Origin of the sequence: Streptomyces sp. NPDC127100, assembly GCF_042724095.1 — a bacterium.
Lineage (GTDB): Bacteria > Actinomycetota > Actinomycetes > Streptomycetales > Streptomycetaceae > Streptomyces.
In genome coordinates this window covers 46,340-62,512 of the sequence record NZ_JBHXFL010000016.1, presented here as the reverse complement: position 1 = coordinate 62,512, position 16,173 = coordinate 46,340, and the positions used below count along the sequence as shown (strand labels likewise).

Below are 16,173 nucleotides of genomic sequence, written 5' to 3'. Positions count from 1 at the left end.
ACCGCTACCAACCCCGGGCCGTTCACCGGGTTACGGGTTGTCCCAAGATCCTTGCCGTGACGTAACCGTTGCCGTTCCGTCGGAACTCCCCCACAGCGACCGCATAGTGTGTGGTGCCGTTCCAGGACGCCGTGCGGACCGCGCGGACCCTGCCCGGGTCCGGCGGCAAGTACGGCCGCGGCACCACTCGTTCACAGCTGGGGGAGTCAACACCATGCGATCCATACGGCCGTCGTTCAGCACGCGCGGGCACAGAGGCGGGCGGCGCAGAACCTCCTCCCTGCCGGCCGCCGTAGCACTCGTCTCCGCACTCGTGCTCACCGCCACCGCCTGTGAGTCGGGGGACGACGAGGCGGGCGGCGACGCCTCCGCGTCCGTGGCGGACGGCGGCAACGGCGAGATCCGGATCCCGGACCACATCAAGGACAAGCTCAAGGAACACGGGATCGACGTCGACGAGTGGAAGAACGGCGCCTGGAAGAACTGGAACAAGGACGACTGGCTGCGCGAGGCGCAGGACTTCGTCAACCCGATCATCGAGGACCTCTGGGACCCGGACCGCATGCGGGAGGCCGAGGAGCCGGACCAGGAGGTCGACGACAGCGACCTCTCCGGTGACCAGGGAGTCACCGACCCGGAGCCGCAGCCGGTCCAGGCCGTGGCCGTGCCGCCGTCGTACCACGAGAACGCCGCCACGGCCGGCAAGGTGCTCTTCGACGCCCCCGGGGGCACCATGGTCTGCTCTGCGACGGTCGTGAAGGACCCGGCCCATCCCGGCAAGTCGAACCTGGTGTGGACGGCGGGCCACTGCGTGCACGCGGGCAAGAAGGGCGGCTGGTACCGCAACATCGCCTTCGTGCCGTCGTACAACGACGCCGGCAAGTCGAACGCCGAGCTGGAGGGCGCGACGAAGGAGGAGGTCGCTCCCTACGGCGTCTGGTGGGGTGACTGGGCGCAGACCTCGGACCAGTGGATCGAGCAGGGCGGTGCGACGGGCGGCGACGGCGCCTCGTACGACTTCGCGGTCATCCACGTGACGCCCGAGAAGGGCGGTGACGGCAAGTCGCTGGAGGAGACGGTCGGAGCCGCGCTGCCGGTGGACTTCAAGGCGCCCGCCGTGCCGGAGGTCACGAGCATCACCGCGACCGGTTACCCGGCCGCGCCGCCGTACGACGGACAGAAGCTGTTCCAGTGCTCGGACAAGCCGGGCCGGCTGTCGCTGACCGCCACGGATCCGACGATGTACCGCATCGGCTGCACCATGACCGGCGGTTCGTCCGGCGGCGGCTGGGTCGCGGCGGGCTCCGACGGCAAGCCCGCGCTCGTGTCCAACACCTCGATCGGCCCGGTGACGGCCGGCTGGCTGGCCGGTCCGCGGCTGGGCCAGGAGGCCAAGGGCGTGTACGACGCGGTCAGCGGCAAGTTCGCCGGTCAGTGACCGGACGCTGAGCACACGGCGCGGTGGGGTGCGCCGGGCGGACGCCGGCACCCCACCGCGTTTTCCATGCGGTTCGTACGTTCCGACGGGGGTCATCCCAACCATGCGTTCCACACCTGTGCCCGCCGCGTCACGAGGCGGGCGGCGGCGCCCCGCACTCGCCGCCGCCGGGCTGGCCGCCGCTCTGGCGCTCACCGCGACCGCCTGCGGCGGTTCCGGCGAGGACGGGGCCGACGCCCGGCCGGGCGGCGGCACTTCCCGGGCGGCCGGCACCGGAGGCGACGGCCGGGCCGGGATTCCGGCCGGCCTCGCGGACCGGCTCAGGAAACACGGCATCGACGTCGACGACTGGGAGGACGGGGGCTGGAAGGACTGGGACCGGGACAAGTGGCTCAGTGCGGCCGAGGACTTCGTCAACCCGATGATCGAAGGCCTGTGGAAACCGGACCGGATGAAGTCCGCGAAGGAGGCCGACAAGACGGTCACCACCAAGGACGCAGCCGCCGGGCAGGGCGTCAGCGATCCCGAGCCGGCGCCCGTCGAGGCCCAGGCCGAGAAGCGGCCGTACCACGAGAACGCCGCACCGGTCGGCAAGGTCTTCTTCGACTCGCCCGAGGGCCCGATGGTCTGCTCCGGCACCGTCGTCACGGACGTGAACCACCCGGGGAAGTCCAACCTCGTGTGGACGGCCGGCCACTGCGTGCACGCGGGCGGCAGCGGCGGCTGGTACCGCAACATCGCCTTCGTGCCGTCGTACAACGACCTCGGCAAGTCGGAGGCGGAACTGGCCGACGCGTCGTCCGTCGAGATGGCGCCGTACGGCACCTGGTGGGCCGACTGGGCCTCGACCACGCACCAGTGGATCCAGGACGGTTCGGAGACGGGCGGTGACGGGGCCGCGTACGACTACTCGGTGCTGCACGTGACGCCGGAGCAGGGCGGCAAGTCGCTGGAGGAGACGGTGGGAGCCGCGCTGGACGTGGACTTCTCCGCCCCGTCGGCGGACGAGGCCGGCAGCATGGGGGCCTGGGGCTACCCGGCCGCACCGCCGTACAACGGCCTGGAGATGTTCAAGTGCGTCGACCGGCCCGGCCGGCTGTCGCTGAGCCCGTCGCTGCCGGCGATGTACCGCATCGGGTGCACCATGACCGGCGGTTCGTCCGGCGGCGGATGGTTCCGGGTGGTGGACGGCGAGACCAGACTGGTCTCGAACACCTCGATCGGTCCGCTGGACAACACCTGGCTCGCGGGACCGCGGCTGGGTCCGCAGGCCGAGGCGATGTACCAGAAGATGAGCAGGGCCTACGGCGGTCAGTGATCCTCACGGACCCGATCCGCACGGACCGAGGGCCCGTCTCCCGCACCGGCGGAAGACGGGCCCTCGGTCGTCACGGCTCTCAGGCGAGCGGCGCCGGAGCGTACGGCGTGAGTTCCGCCGCCAGCTCCTCGTGCACCCGGACCTTGAGCAGGGTGCCCTCCGGGGTGTGCTCCTCGGAGATCACCTCGCCCTCGTCGTGGGCGCGGGCGACCAGCTTGCCGCGGGTGTACGGCACCAGCGCCTCGATCTCGACCGACGGGCGCGGCAGCTCGCTGTCGATCAGCGCGAGCAGCTCGTCGATGTTCTGCCCGGTGCGGGCCGAGACGGCGATGGACCGCTTCTCGATCCGCATCAGCCGCTGGAGCGTCAGCGGGTCGGCCATGTCGGCCTTGTTGATCACGACGATCTCGGGCACGTCGGTGGCGCCGACGTCCCTGATCACCTCGCGCACGGCGGCCAGCTGCTCCTCCGGGGTCGGGTGCGAACCGTCCACCACGTGCAGGATCAGGTCGGAGTCGCCGACCTCCTCCATCGTGGAGCGGAACGCCTCGACCAGGTGGTGCGGCAGGTGCCGGACGAATCCGACGGTGTCCGCCAGGGTGTACAGCCGGCCGCTCGGGGTCTCCGCACGGCGCACGGTCGGGTCGAGGGTGGCGAACAGCGCGTTCTCCACCAGCACGCCCGCGCCGGTGAGGCGGTTGAGCAGCGAGGACTTGCCGGCGTTGGTGTAGCCCGCGATGGCCACGGACGGCACCTTGTTGCGCCGGCGTTCCTGGCGCTTGATCTCGCGGCCGGTCTTCATCTCCGCGATCTCCCGGCGCATCTTCGCCATCTTCTCGCGGATCCGGCGCCGGTCCGTCTCGATCTTGGTCTCACCGGGGCCGCGGGTGGCGAGGCCGCCGCCCTTGCCGCCGCCCATCTGCCGGGACAGCGACTGACCCCAGCCGCGCAGCCGCGGCAGCATGTACTGCATCTGCGCGAGCGCGACCTGCGCCTTGCCCTCACGGGACTTGGCGTGCTGGGCGAAGATGTCCAGGATCAGGGCCGTGCGGTCGATGACCTTGACCTTGACGACGTCCTCGAGGTGGATCAGCTGGCCCGGGCTGAGCTCACCGTCGCAGATGACTGTGTCCGCGCCCGTCTCGAGGACGACGTCCCGCAGCTCCTGGGCCTTGCCGGAGCCGATGTAGGTGGCCGCGTCGGGCTTGTCCCGGCGCTGGATCACGCCGTCGAGCACGAGCGCGCCCGCGGTCTCGGCGAGGGCTGCAAGTTCCGCGAGGGAGTTCTCCGCGTCCTGCACGGTCCCCGTGGTCCAGACGCCGACGAGGACGACCCGCTCCAGGCGGAGCTGGCGGTACTCGACCTCGGTGACGTCCTCGAGCTCGGTGGACAGGCCCGCCACCCGGCGCAGAGCCGCGCGGTCGGAGCGGTCGAACTGCTCGCCGTCCCATTCCGAGTCGATCTCGTGGCTCCAGGCGACGTCCTCTTCCATCAGGGCATCGGCCCGAAGGCCCTCGGGGTAGGTCTGCGCGAGACGCTTGGTGTCCTGGGAGGGGGAAGAAGAGGAGGTCATTGGATCCTTACGTAGCTGGGAAACCTGTCGTGCGACGCTGATACCGCCGCACTCTGCACAACGCGCGAGCCGCCGGGGAGATTCCCGCGGCCCGTGTCGCGCCGTCCCGAAGATGGTCGCACGGCACGGGACGTCTCGTCACCGGCTTATTCCCCGCGGGCCTTGCCGGTGGGGCCTGCCGGTGCCTTGCCGGCCGCCGTCGGCCGCCAGTCGGGGTGGCCGGGCATCGGCGGGGTCTTCGCGCCGTACAGCCAGCCCTTCAGGAAGCCGCCCAGGTCACGGCCGGCGATCTCGGAGGCGAGGCGCACGAAGTCCCCGGTCGTCGCCGAGCGGTCCCGGTACCTGACGACCCACTCCCGTTCGAGGCGTTCGAAGGCCGGGGTGCCGATCTCCTGGCGCAGGGCGTAGAGCACGAGCGCGGCGCCGTCGTAGACGTTGGCCCGGAAGATGCCGATCTTGCTGCCCTTCTTCGGCGGCTCGGGCGCGGCCGGCGGGCCGCCCGCCGCGCGCCAGCGGTCGGAGGCGCCGTAGGCGGCCTTCATCCTGGACTCGAGGGGCCGGTCCGCCTTCTCCTCGGCGTACAGGGCCTCGTACCAGGTGGCGTGCCCTTCGTTGAGCCAGAGGTCGGACCAGGAGTGCGGGCTGACGCTGTCGCCGAACCACTGGTGGGACAGCTCGTGCACCATGATCGACTCGACGTACCAGCGGGGGTAGGCGGAGTCGCCGAACAGCTCCCGCTCGAAGAGGGACAGCGTCTGGGTCTCGAGTTCGAAGCCGGTGGTGGCGTCGGCCATGAGCACGCCGTAGGTCTCGAACGGGTAGCGCCCGGCCTTGCCCTCCATCCAGGCGATCTGGCCGGGGGTCTTCCTCAGCCAGGGTTCGAGTGCCGCGCGGTGCTCCGTGGGGACGACGTCGCGGACGGGCAGTCCGTGCGGGCCGGCGCGGTGCAGCACGGTGGAGCGGCCGATGGAGACCTGGGCCAGTTCGGTCGCCATGGGGTGAGCGGTCCGGTACGTCCAGGTGGTCGTCGCGCCGGCCCGGTGCACGGCGGCCGGCAGTCCGTTGGCCACCGCCGTGAGCCCGTCGGGGGCGGTGACCCGGATGGTGAAGCGGGCCTTGTCGGAGGGGTGGTCGTTGCAGGGGAACACCAGGTGGGCGACGTCGGCCTGGTTGGCCATGGCGAGCCCGTCCGCGGTGCGCACCCAGCCGCCCGGCCGGTCCCCGGGGTCCTTGGGGTCGCTGGTGTGCCGCACGGTGATCCGCGTCCGCTCGCCCCGGTCGAGCGGCTCCTCGGGGGTGACGACGAGGTCCTCGCCGGCCGTGGCGAAGCCGGCGGGTTCGCCGTCGACCTCGACCGACTCGACCTTCCCGTGGGCGAAGTCGAGGTTGACCCGGTCCAGGTCGGCGGTCGTCCGGGCGTCGATGGTGGTGACGGCCCGCAGGGGCTCGCTGTTGCTTCCGGCGTACGTGAAGGACAGGTCGTACGCGGTCACGTCGTACCCGGGGTTGCCCAGGTGCGGGAAGAGGCGGTCGCCGACGCCGAGCGGGGCGGGCGGGGCGCTCGCGGCGACCAGGCAGACGGAGACGGCCGAGGCAAGCAGCGCCGCGGCCCGGAGCCGGCGGCGGTTTCGCGTGCGGGTGCGGGGACGGGCAGCCCGGAAGTGAGGGGTGTGCGGCATCCCCCACGGCTATCAGCGCGCGTGTGCGCCGCGGCGACGGCGCGCGCCCGGAGCACCCGAATGGACACGCCGCTCCGGTGCGTCCGCCCGGGCCGCTCCGGCCTCAGGCGCCCGTCGGCTGCGGCTGGGCCCTGCTCACGTCGTAGACACCGGCCACGTCGCGCATCGCGCGCATCAGGGAGGGCAGCCGGGCGGCGTCGGGCAGCAGCACGGTGTAGGTGTGGCGGACGCGCTGCCGGTCGGGGGGCTCGACGGTTGCGGAGACGATCTCGGCGCCCTCGAGGGCCATGGCCTCGGTGAGGTCGGCCAGCAGGTGCGGCCGGCCGAACGATTCGGCGAGCAGCGTGACCCGGCACTCGCTGGTCTCGCCCCAGTGCACGCCGACCTCCGGGCGTCCCCCGCTCTTCATGCGCGCCACCACGGCGCACTCCGCGCGGTGCACGGTCACCACTCCCCCGCGCACGGCGAAGCCGGTGATCTCGTCGGGCGGTACGGGGGTGCAGCAGCGGGCCAGCCGTACGGTCGCGCCGGGCCGGTCGACGAGCACGTCGGCGGGCTCGGGGCGGGTCGCCGGTCCGCCGGCCGTCGGGCGGGGGGCGGGCTCGTCCGCCACCGGCGCCGGGGCGGCCGCCCGGCCGTGGGCGGCGTCCTCGGTGTCGGCGGGCGCCGGCCGGGCCGCGAGCCGGCGCTGGATGGCGATCCGGGCGGCGGGGGTGTGGGCGTGCTCCAGCCATTCCCGGGAGGGCTCGGAGGCGGGGTCCTGCCCCATCAGGAGCTGCACGGTGTCGCCGTCGCGGAGCACGGTGCTCATGGTCGCGAGGCGGCCGTTGACGTAGGCGCCCATGGCCGCGTGCGCGTCCTCGCCGTACTGGGCGTACGCAGCGTCCACGCAGGTCGCGCCCTCGGGCAGGCCGAGGGTGCCGCCGTCGGGGCGGAAGACGGTGATCTCGCGGTCCTGGGCGAGGTCCTCGCGCAGGGTGGACCAGAAGGTGTCGGGGTCGGGGGCGCCCCGCTGCCAGTCGAGCAGCCGGGACAGCCAGCCGGGCCGGGTGGGGTCGGCGCGCTCGCCGTCGCCCGCGCCCTGTTCCTCCGGCGGTGTGGCGTAGGGGTTGCCGAGCGCGACGACACCTGCCTCGGCGACCTTGTGCATCTGGTGGGTGCGGATGAGGACCTCGACGACCTGTCCGTCCTGTGCGCGGGCCACGGCGGTGTGCAGCGACTGGTACAGGTTGAACTTGGGTACGGCGATGAAGTCCTTGAACTCGGAGACGACGGGCGTCATGCACGTGTGCAGTTCGCCGAGGACGGCGTAACAGTCGGCGTCCTCCTGGACGAGGACCAGCAGGCGGCCGAAGTCGGCGCCGGAGAGCGGGCCGCGTTTGCGGGAGACGCGGTGCACGGAGACGAAGTGCCGGGGCCGGATGAGGACCTCGGCGGTGATGCCGGCGTCGCGGAGCACCTTGCGCACCTCGTCGGCGACGGCGGCGAGCGGGTCGTCCGCGCGGGCCGCGTTCTCGGCGATCAGCTCACGCGTGTGCGCGTGCTCCTCGGGGTGCAGCACCGCGAAGACGAGGTCCTCGAGCTCCGACTTGAGCGCCTGGACGCCGAGCCGTTCGGCGAGCGGGATGAGGACGTCCCGGGTGACCCTGGCGATGCGCTCCTGTTTCTCCTGGCGCATGACGCCGAGGGTGCGCATGTTGTGCAGCCGGTCGGCGAGTTTGATCGACATCACGCGGACGTCGTTGCCGGTGGCGACGAGCATCTTGCGGAAGGTCTCGGGCTCGGCGGCGGCGCCGTAGTCGACCTTCTCCAGTTTGGTGACGCCGTCGACGAGGTAGCGGACCTCGGCGCCGAACTGTGCGCCGACCTGGTCCAGTGTCACGTCCGTGTCCTCGACGGTGTCGTGGAGCAGGGAGGCGGTCAGGGTCGTGGTCTCCGCGCCGAGTTCGGCGAGGATCAGGGTCACGGCGAGCGGGTGGGTGATGTACGGCTCGCCGCTCTTGCGCATCTGGCCGCGGTGCGAGGACTCGGCCAGCAGGTAGGCGCGGCGCAGGGGGTCCAGGTCGGCGTCGGGATGGTGGGCGCGGTGGGCCTCGACGACGTGGCCGATCGCGTCGGGCAGCCGGCCGCGCGAGGCGGAGCCGAGGAGCGCGGCGCGGCCGAGGCGGCGCAGGTCGATCCGGGGCCTGGCCTTCCTGCGGGGCGCCGCCGGGGTGCCGGCGCCGGTGGCCGGCGGCGTCACAGGGCCTGGGCTCGCGGGATTCACGGCCTCCGCATTCATGGGCACCTCCGGCTGCACGGACCGGCGGACGGGGTGCCCCAGGGCGGACACGGCTCAGGGGATGGCATCGATCCCCCGTCCGGGCCGGTGCTTGATGCTATCGAGCCGATCACGTACCGCCGACCGCCTCTCGCCGAGCGTGAAACGGATCACCCATTCGAGCGAAGGCCCGAGGGTTTACGTTTTCGCACTGAGTGTCTTGGACCGGGCTGTGGTTCAGGTCAGGACCTCCTCCAGCCACGTCGCGTCGATGCCGCCCTCGGCCACGATCACCGCGGGGCCGGTCATCTCGATCTCGCCGTCGGGCCGTTCGGTGATCACCAGGGTGCCGCCGGGCACGTCGACGGTGTACGTCACCGGGGTGCCGGTGACCGCCGGGTCGGCACCGTCCCTGCGGGCGGTGGCGACGGCGACGGCACAGGCGCCGGTGCCGCAGCTACGGGTCTCCCCGGAGCCGCGCTCGTGCACGCGCATCGCCACGTGACGGGGGCCCCGGTCGACCACGAACTCGACGTTCACCCCGTCCGGGTAGGCCTCGGCCGGCCGGTACGGCGGCGGGTCGTACAGGGTGCCCGCGTGCGCCAGGTCGGCGACGAAGGCCACGGCGTGCGGATTGCCCATGTTCACGTTCCGCGCGGGCCAGCTGCGCTCCCCGACACTCACCTCGACGTCGCCCACGGGCAGCAGCGCCCGGCCCATGCCGACGGTGACGTCACCGTTCTTGGCCAGGTGCACCCGCTTCACGCCCCCTCGGGTGGCGACGGCGAGGTCGCCCTCGGTGACGTGGCCGGCGTGCTGGAGGTAGCGCGCGAAGACCCGCACGCCGTTGCCGCACATCTCGGCGACCGAACCGTCGCCGTTGCGGTAGTCCATGAACCACTCCGCCTCGGCCGCCATGTCCTTGGCCTCGGGGTGCTCCGCGGACCGCACCACGTGCAGCAGTCCGTCACCGCCGATGCCCGCGCGGCGGTCGCACAGGGCGGCGACGGCGGCGGGCGGCAGGTCGACGGCGTTCTCCGGGTCCGGGACGATCACGAAGTCGTTCTCGGTGCCGTGACCCTTGAGGAAGGCGATCCGCGTGCTCATCCCTCGATCGTACGGCTTACCCGCGGCACGACGACGGGCGCTCCGGTGTCCGGGACGGCAGCGCCCGAGCGCACGGGTCCGTACGCGCTCCGGGGGCCGTCCGCCGGCGTGCGGCGCGGGCCCTGAGGCGGGTGGTGTCAGCCGCGCAGGCGGGCGACCCGCCACACGGCCAGGACGACGACGGCGGCGACCGTCAGGACGTACCCGAGGATCACCCGCCAGTCGGCGCGGCGTCCCGAGCCGCGCTGCGGCAGGCCCGGCCAGGTGTGGCCGACCCGGCGGGCGGCCATCATGCCCCAGCCGGCCGCGCAGGAGCAGATCAGCAGCCCGAGCATGGCGATCACGGCCCCGCTGTCGCCGAAGTCGAAGGCGAGCGGGAAGGCGAACATCAGGGAGCCGAGGGCGGCCAGGCACACGATGGGGGCGAGCTGCCAGATCCGCAGCCGCCGCTGCGGACGCAGTTCGACCTCGACCTCGTCCCCGTACATCTCTTCGGGCAGGGGGCCGTCCTCGGCCACGCCGTCCGGCGCCTCGTCGGGACCGTCGGGGCTCAGGCGCGCTCCGTCCGGCTCCGCGTCGCCGTGGTCGGCGCTGCCGTGCTCGGTGCTCGGTGCGGTGTCACGAGGGCCGGCCTCCATCGCCACGCGCCCTCCCAACTAGGACTCACTCGGTCGATCGAAGCTCGATGATGGCACGGCGCCGATGGCCGCGATGACGGCCGGGGCGTCCCGATGCCATCACGTGATCAGGCTGTAACCGGTCGTTCGACCAACGACAGCGCGAGCCGCGGAAGTTCCCCGCGGTCCGCCACGGCCCCACTCAGCCAGTGCACCCGCGGGTCGCGCCTGAACCACGAATCCTGTCGGCGCGCGAAGCGCTTGGTGGCACGGACGGTCTCGGCCCGTGCCTCGTCCGTCGTGCACTCGCCGGCGAGCGCGGCGAGCACCTGCTGGTAGCCCAGGGCGCGCGACGCCGTACGCCCTTCGCGCAGCCCTCGCGCCTCCAGCGCCCGCACCTCGTCCACCAGACCGGCCTCCCACATCCGGTCGACGCGGCGCGCGATGCGCTCGTCCAGTTCGGGGCGGGCCACGTCGACGCCGATCTGCACGGTGTCGTAGACCGAGTCGTGGCCGGGGAGGTTGGCGGTGAACGGCTTGCCGGTGATCTCGATCACTTCCAGGGCCCGCACGATGCGGCGCCCGTTGCTCGGCAGGATCGCCTGCGCGGCCCCGGGGTCGGCGGCCGCGAGCCGGGCGTGCAGCGCACCGGGGCCGCGCAGCGCGAGCTCCTCCTCCAGCCGGGCCCTGACCTCGGGGTCGGTGCCGGGGAACTCGAGGTTGTCGACGGCGCCGCGGACGTACAGCCCCGAGCCGCCGACCAGGACGGGCCAGCGTCCCTCGGCCAGCAGCGCGTCGATCCGCTCCCGGGCGAGGCGCTGGTACTCGGCGACCGAGGCCGTGACGGTCACGTCCCAGATGTCGAGCAGGTGGTGCGGGACGCCGCCCCGCTCCTCGGGCGTCAGCTTGGCGGTGCCGATGTCCATCCCTCGGTAGAGCTGCATGGAGTCGGCGTTGACGACCTCGCCGCCGAGCCGCTGGGCCAGGAAGACGCCCAGATCGGACTTTCCGGCCGCGGTGGGACCGACGACGGCGATGACGCGGGGTGCGGGGGGTGCGCTGCTCACCGCCCCAGTCTCCCAAACCTCGCGGCCGGCCCTCGAACGAGTTACGTGACAGTGCGCAGCCGGGCTCGTTGCCCGTTGCGGGGTTCTCACCCCCGGTGCACCGGGGCCGTCGGTCCCGATCGCGCGAACGGACGCACCGGATGCCGCGGGATGCCGCCCGCACGAGTAACGTATGGAGTTGATATGGGCGTTTTTGAACGGATTTTTCGGAGGTCGAAGACCACGGAGGAGGCATCGGCCGCCGAGAGGCCGGCCGAGGCTCCGGCTTCCGGGAGCGCGACGGACGGGAAGCCGGACGACGCGAACGTTCCGGCCGCCACCGGGGAATCGGCGGCGGACACGGACACCGCGGAGGCCGCCGACTCCGAGAGCGTCGGCATTCCCAAGCAGCAGTCCGCGGAGGAGGCCGTCGACAACGAGGCCGACAAGGGCGCCCGCACCTGACCGCCCCGTGAGGGAAGGCGAACCATGGGTCTGCTGGACAACATGAAGGCCAAGCTGGGACCGGCGAAGGGCAAGGTCTCCGACCTCGCGCAGCAGCACGGGGGCAAGATCGACCGCGGTCTCGACAGGATGGCGAAGACCGTCGACGAGAAGACCAAGGGCAAGTACAGCGACCGGATCCAAGCGGGCACGGGCAAGGCCAAGGGCGCCATGGACCGACTCGCCCGCAAGGACGGTGACGCGGACACCGGCGGCACCCCGCCCGGGAGCACGCCTCCGGCCGGGCCACCGCCCGCGGGGCCGCCGCCGGCCTCCTGACCGTCCGCACGGGCGGACCCGGCGGCATGCCGGCCGGCACACGGACGGCCGCGGAACCGATCGGCTCCGCGGCCGTCCGCCGTCGTGTTCCCGGCCGGCCGCACCCGCCGCGCGGCCGGGGGCCTAGGACCAGGCGGCCGCCACGTATCCCACTCCGTACGGCGCGTCCTCGTACAGCAGCGCGCCGGTGAGGGCGGTGCCCTCGGCCGCGCCCGCGAGGACCTGCCAGGGCGCCCGCCCGGACACCTTCAGCTCGCGGGCCAGTGCGGCGTCCAGGGCCGCGAGTGCGGCCACGTCCGCCGTCCCCAGGGCACGCCCGGCCGCCGCGTCGAAGGGGGCCGCCCGCTCGTCCAGGTACCCGGGGGCCTTGAGGGTGCGGCAGGCGCTGGCGTCGCCGAGCACCAGCAGCGCGACCCGCGCCGCCCGCGCGGCGACGTCCCGGCCGACGGCCGCGCACCGCTCCGGGGGCAGGTGCTCGCCGACGCCGAGTCCCTCGACGGGGGCGTCGGCCCATCCGGTCCGGCGCAGCAGCCAGGCGCCCACGGCGAGGCCGTACGGCAGCTCGGGCGCGGGAGGCCGACCGGCGTCCGGAGTTTCGTCCGCGCCGAGGCACACGTCCAGGTCCACGCCGAAGCCCCGGAACGAGCCGCGTGTGCCCGCCGGGTAGGTCTCGGGCCCGGCGTCCCGCGTGGGGCCGACGACCACGAGCCGGTCGGGCCGGGCGGCGGCGAGCACGCCCAGCGCGTCCGTGCACGCGGCGCGCGCGGCGTCCAGCTCGGGTGCGGCACCCGCGGCGACCTCCGGCACGAGGAGCGGCGGGCAGGGGCAGACTGCGGCGGCGACAAGCATGATCGGCAGCGTAGCCCCGCGCCCCTGCGCGGGGCACCGCGCCCTGCGGTCAGTCGCAGCCGCAGCCGCTCGCCACGGCGGGCTGGGGCTCGGGCACGCCGATCCCGGGCAGGCCCAGCATGACGCCGACGGGCTTGGCCTGCTCGGCGGCGTTGCGCTTCTCCCAGGCGTCACCCGCACGCGTGCGGCGCACGCCGAGCACCGCGCCCTCGGCAAGGAGGTGGTGCGGGGCGGCGTAGGTGATCTCGACGGTCACCACGTCGCCGGGGCGGACTTCCTGCTCGGGCTTCGTGAAGTGCACGAGGCGGTTGTCGGGGGCACGGCCGGAGAGGCGGTGGGTGGTGCCGTCCTTGCGGCCCTCGCCCTCGGCGACCATCAGCTCCAGCGTGCGGCCGACCTGCTTCTTGTTCTCCTCCCAGGAGATCTCCTCCTGGAGGGCGACGAGGCGCTCGTACCGCTCCTGCACGACCTCCTTGGGGATCTGGTCGTCCATCTCGGCGGCCGGGGTGCCGGGGCGCTTGGAGTACTGGAAGGTGTACGCCTGGGCGAACCGGGCCTCGCGCACCACGTGCAGGGTCTGCTGGAAGTCCTCCTCGGTCTCGCCGGGGAAGCCCACGATGATGTCGGTGGTGATCGCCGCGTGCGGGATGGCGGCCCGCACCTTCTCGATGATCCCCAGGTAGCGGTCCTGCCGGTAGGAGCGGCGCATCGCCTTCAGCACCGGGTCCGAGCCGGACTGGAGCGGCATGTGCAGCTGCGGCATCGCGTTCGGCGTCTCGGCCATGGCGGCGATGACGTCGTCGGTGAAGTCACGCGGATGCGGGGAGGTGAAGCGGACGCGCTCCAGACCCTCGATGTTCCCGCAGGCGCGCAGCAGCTTGCTGAAGGCCTCGCGGTCGCCGATGTCGGAGCCGTACGCGTTCACGTTCTGGCCGAGCAGGGTGATCTCCGAGACACCCTCGGCGACCAGGGCCTCGACCTCGGCGAGGATGTCGCCGGGACGGCGGTCCTTCTCCTTGCCGCGCAGCGCCGGGACGATGCAGAAGGTGCAGGTGTTGTTGCAGCCGACGGAGATGGAGACCCAGGCCGCGTAGGCGCTCTCGCGCCGGGTGGGCAGCGTGGACGGGAACGCCTCCAGGGACTCGGCGATCTCGACCTGCGCCTCCTCCTGCACGCGGGCGCGCTCGAGCAGGACGGGCAGCTTGCCGATGTTGTGCGTGCCGAAGACGACGTCCACCCAGGGGGCGCGCTTCACGATGGTGTCGCGGTCCTTCTGCGCCAGGCAGCCGCCGACCGCGATCTGCATCCCGGGCCGGCTCGCCTTCTTCGGGGCGAGGTGTCCGAGGTTGCCGTACAGCTTGTTGTCGGCGTTCTCCCGCACGGCGCAGGTGTTGAAGACGACGACGTCCGCCTCGCCGTCGGAACCCTCGGGGGCGCGGACGTAGCCCGCGTCCTCCAGCAGCCCGGACAATCGCTCGGAGTCGTGGACGTTCATCTGGCACCCGTAGGTGCGTACTTCGTAGGTGCGCGTGCCGCCCACTGACTGGCTCCGGTCGATGCTGCTCATGGCACTAAGGGTAGGCGGTCCGCGACGGTGGCCCGGGCCGCCTGTGGACAACCGGGGTCAGGGCTGGTCAGGGCTGGTCAGGGCTCGATGAGGCCCGCGCGGATCGCGTAGCGGGTGAGTTCCAGGCGGTCGCGGACGCCCAGCTTCTGCAGCAGGTTCGCGCGGTGGCGTTCGACGGTCTTGGCGCTGATGAACAGCAGCTCGCCGATCTCCTTGGAGGTGTGGCCCTCGGCGACGAGCTTGAGGATCTCCTCCTCGCGTTCGGTGATGGGCCGCTCGGGCAGGCCTCCGCCGCTGTGCAGGCGGTCGAGGTAGGAGCGGACGAGGGCCCGCTCCGCGCCCGGGTAGATGAACGGCTCGTCGCGCACGGCCGCCCGGCATGCCTCGACCAGGTCGCGGTCGGCGACGGACTTGAGGACGTATCCGCAGGCCCCGGCCTTGAGGGCCTCGAAGAAGTACTGCTCGTTGTCGTACATGGTCAGGATGAGGATGCGCAGCCGCGGCAGGCGGCGGGAGAGTTCGCGGGCCGCCTGGAGGCCGGTCATGCGGGGCATGGCGACGTCCAGGACGGCGAGGTCGACCTCGGTGGCCCGCGCCGCCGCGACGGCCTCGGCGCCGTCCCCGGCCTCCGCGACGACCGTGAGGTCCGGTTCGCCGTCCAGGATGAGGCGCACTCCGCGGCGGACGAGGGTGTGGTCGTCGGCGAGCAGGACGCGGATGGGGGGCCGTGCGGACATCAGGTGCGGTCTCCGGTGCGGTCTTCGGCGCGGTCCGCTCCCGGGTCCGCGGTGGGGTCTTCGGCGCGGTCCGCGACCGGGTCCCCGGGCCGGCCGGCGGCCGGAGCGGGCGGGTCCCCGGCCGGAACCGGGACGCGTAGACGTACGTCGGTGCCCCCTCCGGGGGCGGGTTCGAAGTGGATCTCGGCTCCGATCAGCAGGGCCCGTTCGCGCATGCCCCGGATGCCGGCGCCCTCGGCGGTCGTGCCGAGACCGGTGCCGTTGTCACGGACGAGCAGTTCGATACCGCCGGGCAGCGGGCGCAGGGTGAGGCCGGCGCGGTCGGCGGCGGCGTGACGGGCGGTGTTGGTGAGGCCCTCCTGGGCGACCCGGTAGATCACGAGTTCCGCCTCCGGGGTGAGCGGGGGCAGGTCACCGGGGACGTGGTGGGCGACGGTGAGCCCGTGGTGGGTGAACTCGGCGGCGAGCGCGCGCAGGGCGCTGGCCAGACCGAGCTCCTCCAGGACGCCGGGGCGCAGCCGGCGCGCGATGCGGCGGATCTCGTCCAGACCGGCGCGGGTGGCCTCCTGGGCGAGAGTCACCTCCTCACGCAGCTCGCCCGGTACCCGGTCGGCGACCCGCTTGAGCTGGAGGAGGACGGCGGTGAGGGTCTGTCCGACCTCGTCGTGCAGTTCCCGGGCGATGCGGTGGCGCTCGCGTTCCTGGGCCTGCAGGGCGCGCCCGGCGCCGGCGGCGCGTTCGGCCTGGAGCCGGTCGAGCATCGTGTTGTACGTGGCGATCAGCTCGGCGGCCTCGGCCGGTCCGGCGACCTCCGGGCGGGTGCCGGGCACGAGCAGGTCGGCGGTGCTCATGGCACGGCCCAGCCGGTGCAGCGGGGTGAGTCCCAGCCGCAGGACGACGGCGTTGCCGGCCAGCAGGGCAGTGAGGCCGCCGAGCAGGATCAGGGCCTCGTGCGGCAGGACGGGCGTCGAGACGGTGACCGGTCCCAGCAGCAGCGCGGTGGCCGCGACCAGGCCCGCCGCGTTGAGAGAGAAGATCCGCCAGAACAGCGACACGGTCCGCTTTCCGCTCCTCCCGGCCCTCGCACGCAACACGGCCGGAACCAGTCTCGCCGTCCGGGACCGGCCGCGTATATCCGTCACGACACCCATACCGCCACCGTACGTGCGGGTGACAGCATGGCGAGGTCGCGAGCACGT

General features: G+C 73.0%; 14 protein-coding genes. 4 read left to right on the top strand and 10 right to left on the bottom strand.

Annotation, left to right across the window (positions count from 1 at the left end; translation table 11 throughout):
- Window positions 1-214: 214 nt before the first annotated feature.
- Entirely contained in the window at window positions 215-1,438 is a 1,224-nt protein-coding gene (locus ACFWJB_RS17500) for a trypsin-like serine peptidase (RefSeq protein WP_386923117.1), read from the top strand.
- A 103-nt stretch (window positions 1,439-1,541) separates the two neighbouring features.
- Complete coding sequence (locus ACFWJB_RS17495; protein ID WP_385471335.1) at window positions 1,542-2,756, top strand: trypsin-like serine peptidase; 1,215 nt, start codon at window positions 1,542-1,544, stop codon at window positions 2,754-2,756.
- A 79-nt stretch (window positions 2,757-2,835) separates the two neighbouring features.
- On the opposite strand, the gene hflX is transcribed toward ACFWJB_RS17495, so the two are convergent.
- The 6 genes from hflX to miaA form a co-directional block, all read right to left on the bottom strand.
- Entirely contained in the window at window positions 2,836-4,329 is a 1,494-nt protein-coding gene (gene hflX, locus ACFWJB_RS17490) for a GTPase HflX (protein WP_385471333.1), read from the bottom strand.
- Between the two features lie 146 nt (window positions 4,330-4,475).
- Window positions 4,476-6,008: a M1 family metallopeptidase gene (locus ACFWJB_RS17485; protein ID WP_385471330.1), complete on the bottom strand. Its 1,533-nt coding sequence runs from the start codon at window positions 6,006-6,008 to the stop codon at window positions 4,476-4,478.
- 103 nt (window positions 6,009-6,111) lie between these two features.
- Window positions 6,112-8,289 (bottom strand): RelA/SpoT family protein, encoded by a 2,178-nt coding sequence (locus tag ACFWJB_RS17480; protein ID WP_385471327.1) that lies wholly within the window; start codon window positions 8,287-8,289, stop codon window positions 6,112-6,114.
- Window positions 8,290-8,505: 216 nt separating this feature from the next.
- Window positions 8,506-9,375 carry a diaminopimelate epimerase gene (dapF, locus tag ACFWJB_RS17475; RefSeq protein ID WP_385471325.1) on the bottom strand — a complete coding sequence of 290 codons (870 nt, stop codon included), beginning with the start codon at window positions 9,373-9,375 and terminating at the stop codon, window positions 8,506-8,508.
- Window positions 9,376-9,512: 137 nt separating this feature from the next.
- On the bottom strand, window positions 9,513-10,013 hold the full coding sequence (locus ACFWJB_RS17470; protein ID WP_385471343.1) for a hypothetical protein: 501 nt from the start codon (window positions 10,011-10,013) through the stop codon (window positions 9,513-9,515).
- 107 nt (window positions 10,014-10,120) lie between these two features.
- Window positions 10,121-11,059: a tRNA (adenosine(37)-N6)-dimethylallyltransferase MiaA gene (gene miaA / locus ACFWJB_RS17465; protein WP_385471322.1), complete on the bottom strand. Its 939-nt coding sequence runs from the start codon at window positions 11,057-11,059 to the stop codon at window positions 10,121-10,123.
- 183 nt (window positions 11,060-11,242) lie between these two features.
- On the opposite strand from miaA, the gene ACFWJB_RS17460 reads away from it, so the two are divergent.
- Both ACFWJB_RS17460 and ACFWJB_RS17455 read left to right on the top strand, forming a co-directional pair.
- Window positions 11,243-11,503 (top strand): hypothetical protein, encoded by a 261-nt coding sequence (locus ACFWJB_RS17460; RefSeq protein WP_386923113.1) that lies wholly within the window; start codon window positions 11,243-11,245, stop codon window positions 11,501-11,503.
- Between the two features lie 24 nt (window positions 11,504-11,527).
- Window positions 11,528-11,821 carry an antitoxin gene (locus ACFWJB_RS17455; RefSeq protein WP_386923111.1) on the top strand — a complete coding sequence of 98 codons (294 nt, stop codon included), beginning with the start codon at window positions 11,528-11,530 and terminating at the stop codon, window positions 11,819-11,821.
- A gap of 123 nt (window positions 11,822-11,944) precedes the next feature.
- On the opposite strand, the gene ACFWJB_RS17450 is transcribed toward ACFWJB_RS17455, so the two are convergent.
- The 4 genes from ACFWJB_RS17450 to ACFWJB_RS17435 all read right to left on the bottom strand — a co-directional run bounded on the left by ACFWJB_RS17450 (window position 11,945) and on the right by ACFWJB_RS17435 (window position 16,125).
- A complete protein-coding gene (locus tag ACFWJB_RS17450) occupies window positions 11,945-12,670 on the bottom strand; it encodes a class III extradiol dioxygenase subunit B-like domain-containing protein (RefSeq protein ID WP_385461772.1) in 726 nt (241 codons plus the stop codon).
- Between the two features lie 49 nt (window positions 12,671-12,719).
- A complete protein-coding gene (miaB, locus tag ACFWJB_RS17445; RefSeq protein ID WP_385461775.1) occupies window positions 12,720-14,237 on the bottom strand; it encodes a tRNA (N6-isopentenyl adenosine(37)-C2)-methylthiotransferase MiaB in 1,518 nt (505 codons plus the stop codon).
- Between the two features lie 77 nt (window positions 14,238-14,314).
- Window positions 14,315-14,974, bottom strand: coding sequence for a response regulator transcription factor (locus ACFWJB_RS17440; RefSeq protein WP_239763629.1), 660 nt, complete (start codon window positions 14,972-14,974; stop codon window positions 14,315-14,317).
- Window positions 14,974-16,125: a HAMP domain-containing sensor histidine kinase gene (locus ACFWJB_RS17435; protein WP_385461779.1), complete on the bottom strand. Its 1,152-nt coding sequence runs from the start codon at window positions 16,123-16,125 to the stop codon at window positions 14,974-14,976. The genes ACFWJB_RS17440 and ACFWJB_RS17435 overlap by 1 nt, the downstream gene beginning before the upstream one ends.
- Window positions 16,126-16,173: the final 48 nt, after the last annotated feature.

Bases quoted from the DNA above. Each gene is read 5' to 3' on its own strand.
- ACFWJB_RS17500 (WP_386923117.1), top strand. From the start codon at position 215: ATGCGATCCATACGGCCGTCGTTCAGCACGCGCGGGCACAGAGGCGGG.
- ACFWJB_RS17495 (WP_385471335.1), top strand. From the start codon at position 1,542: ATGCGTTCCACACCTGTGCCCGCCGCGTCACGAGGCGGGCGGCGGCGC.
- hflX (WP_385471333.1), bottom strand. From the start codon at position 4,329: ATGACCTCCTCTTCTTCCCCCTCCCAGGACACCAAGCGTCTCGCGCAG.
- ACFWJB_RS17485 (WP_385471330.1), bottom strand. From the start codon at position 6,008: ATGCCGCACACCCCTCACTTCCGGGCTGCCCGTCCCCGCACCCGCACG.
- ACFWJB_RS17480 (WP_385471327.1), bottom strand. From the start codon at position 8,289: ATGAATGCGGAGGCCGTGAATCCCGCGAGCCCAGGCCCTGTGACGCCG.
- dapF (WP_385471325.1), bottom strand. From the start codon at position 9,375: ATGAGCACGCGGATCGCCTTCCTCAAGGGTCACGGCACCGAGAACGAC.
- ACFWJB_RS17470 (WP_385471343.1), bottom strand. From the start codon at position 10,013: ATGGAGGCCGGCCCTCGTGACACCGCACCGAGCACCGAGCACGGCAGC.
- ACFWJB_RS17460 (WP_386923113.1), top strand. From the start codon at position 11,243: ATGGGCGTTTTTGAACGGATTTTTCGGAGGTCGAAGACCACGGAGGAG.
- ACFWJB_RS17455 (WP_386923111.1), top strand. From the start codon at position 11,528: ATGGGTCTGCTGGACAACATGAAGGCCAAGCTGGGACCGGCGAAGGGC.
- ACFWJB_RS17450 (WP_385461772.1), bottom strand. From the start codon at position 12,670: ATGCTTGTCGCCGCCGCAGTCTGCCCCTGCCCGCCGCTCCTCGTGCCG.
- miaB (WP_385461775.1), bottom strand. From the start codon at position 14,237: ATGAGCAGCATCGACCGGAGCCAGTCAGTGGGCGGCACGCGCACCTAC.
- ACFWJB_RS17440 (WP_239763629.1), bottom strand. From the start codon at position 14,974: ATGTCCGCACGGCCCCCCATCCGCGTCCTGCTCGCCGACGACCACACC.
- ACFWJB_RS17435 (WP_385461779.1), bottom strand. From the start codon at position 16,125: ATGGGTGTCGTGACGGATATACGCGGCCGGTCCCGGACGGCGAGACTG.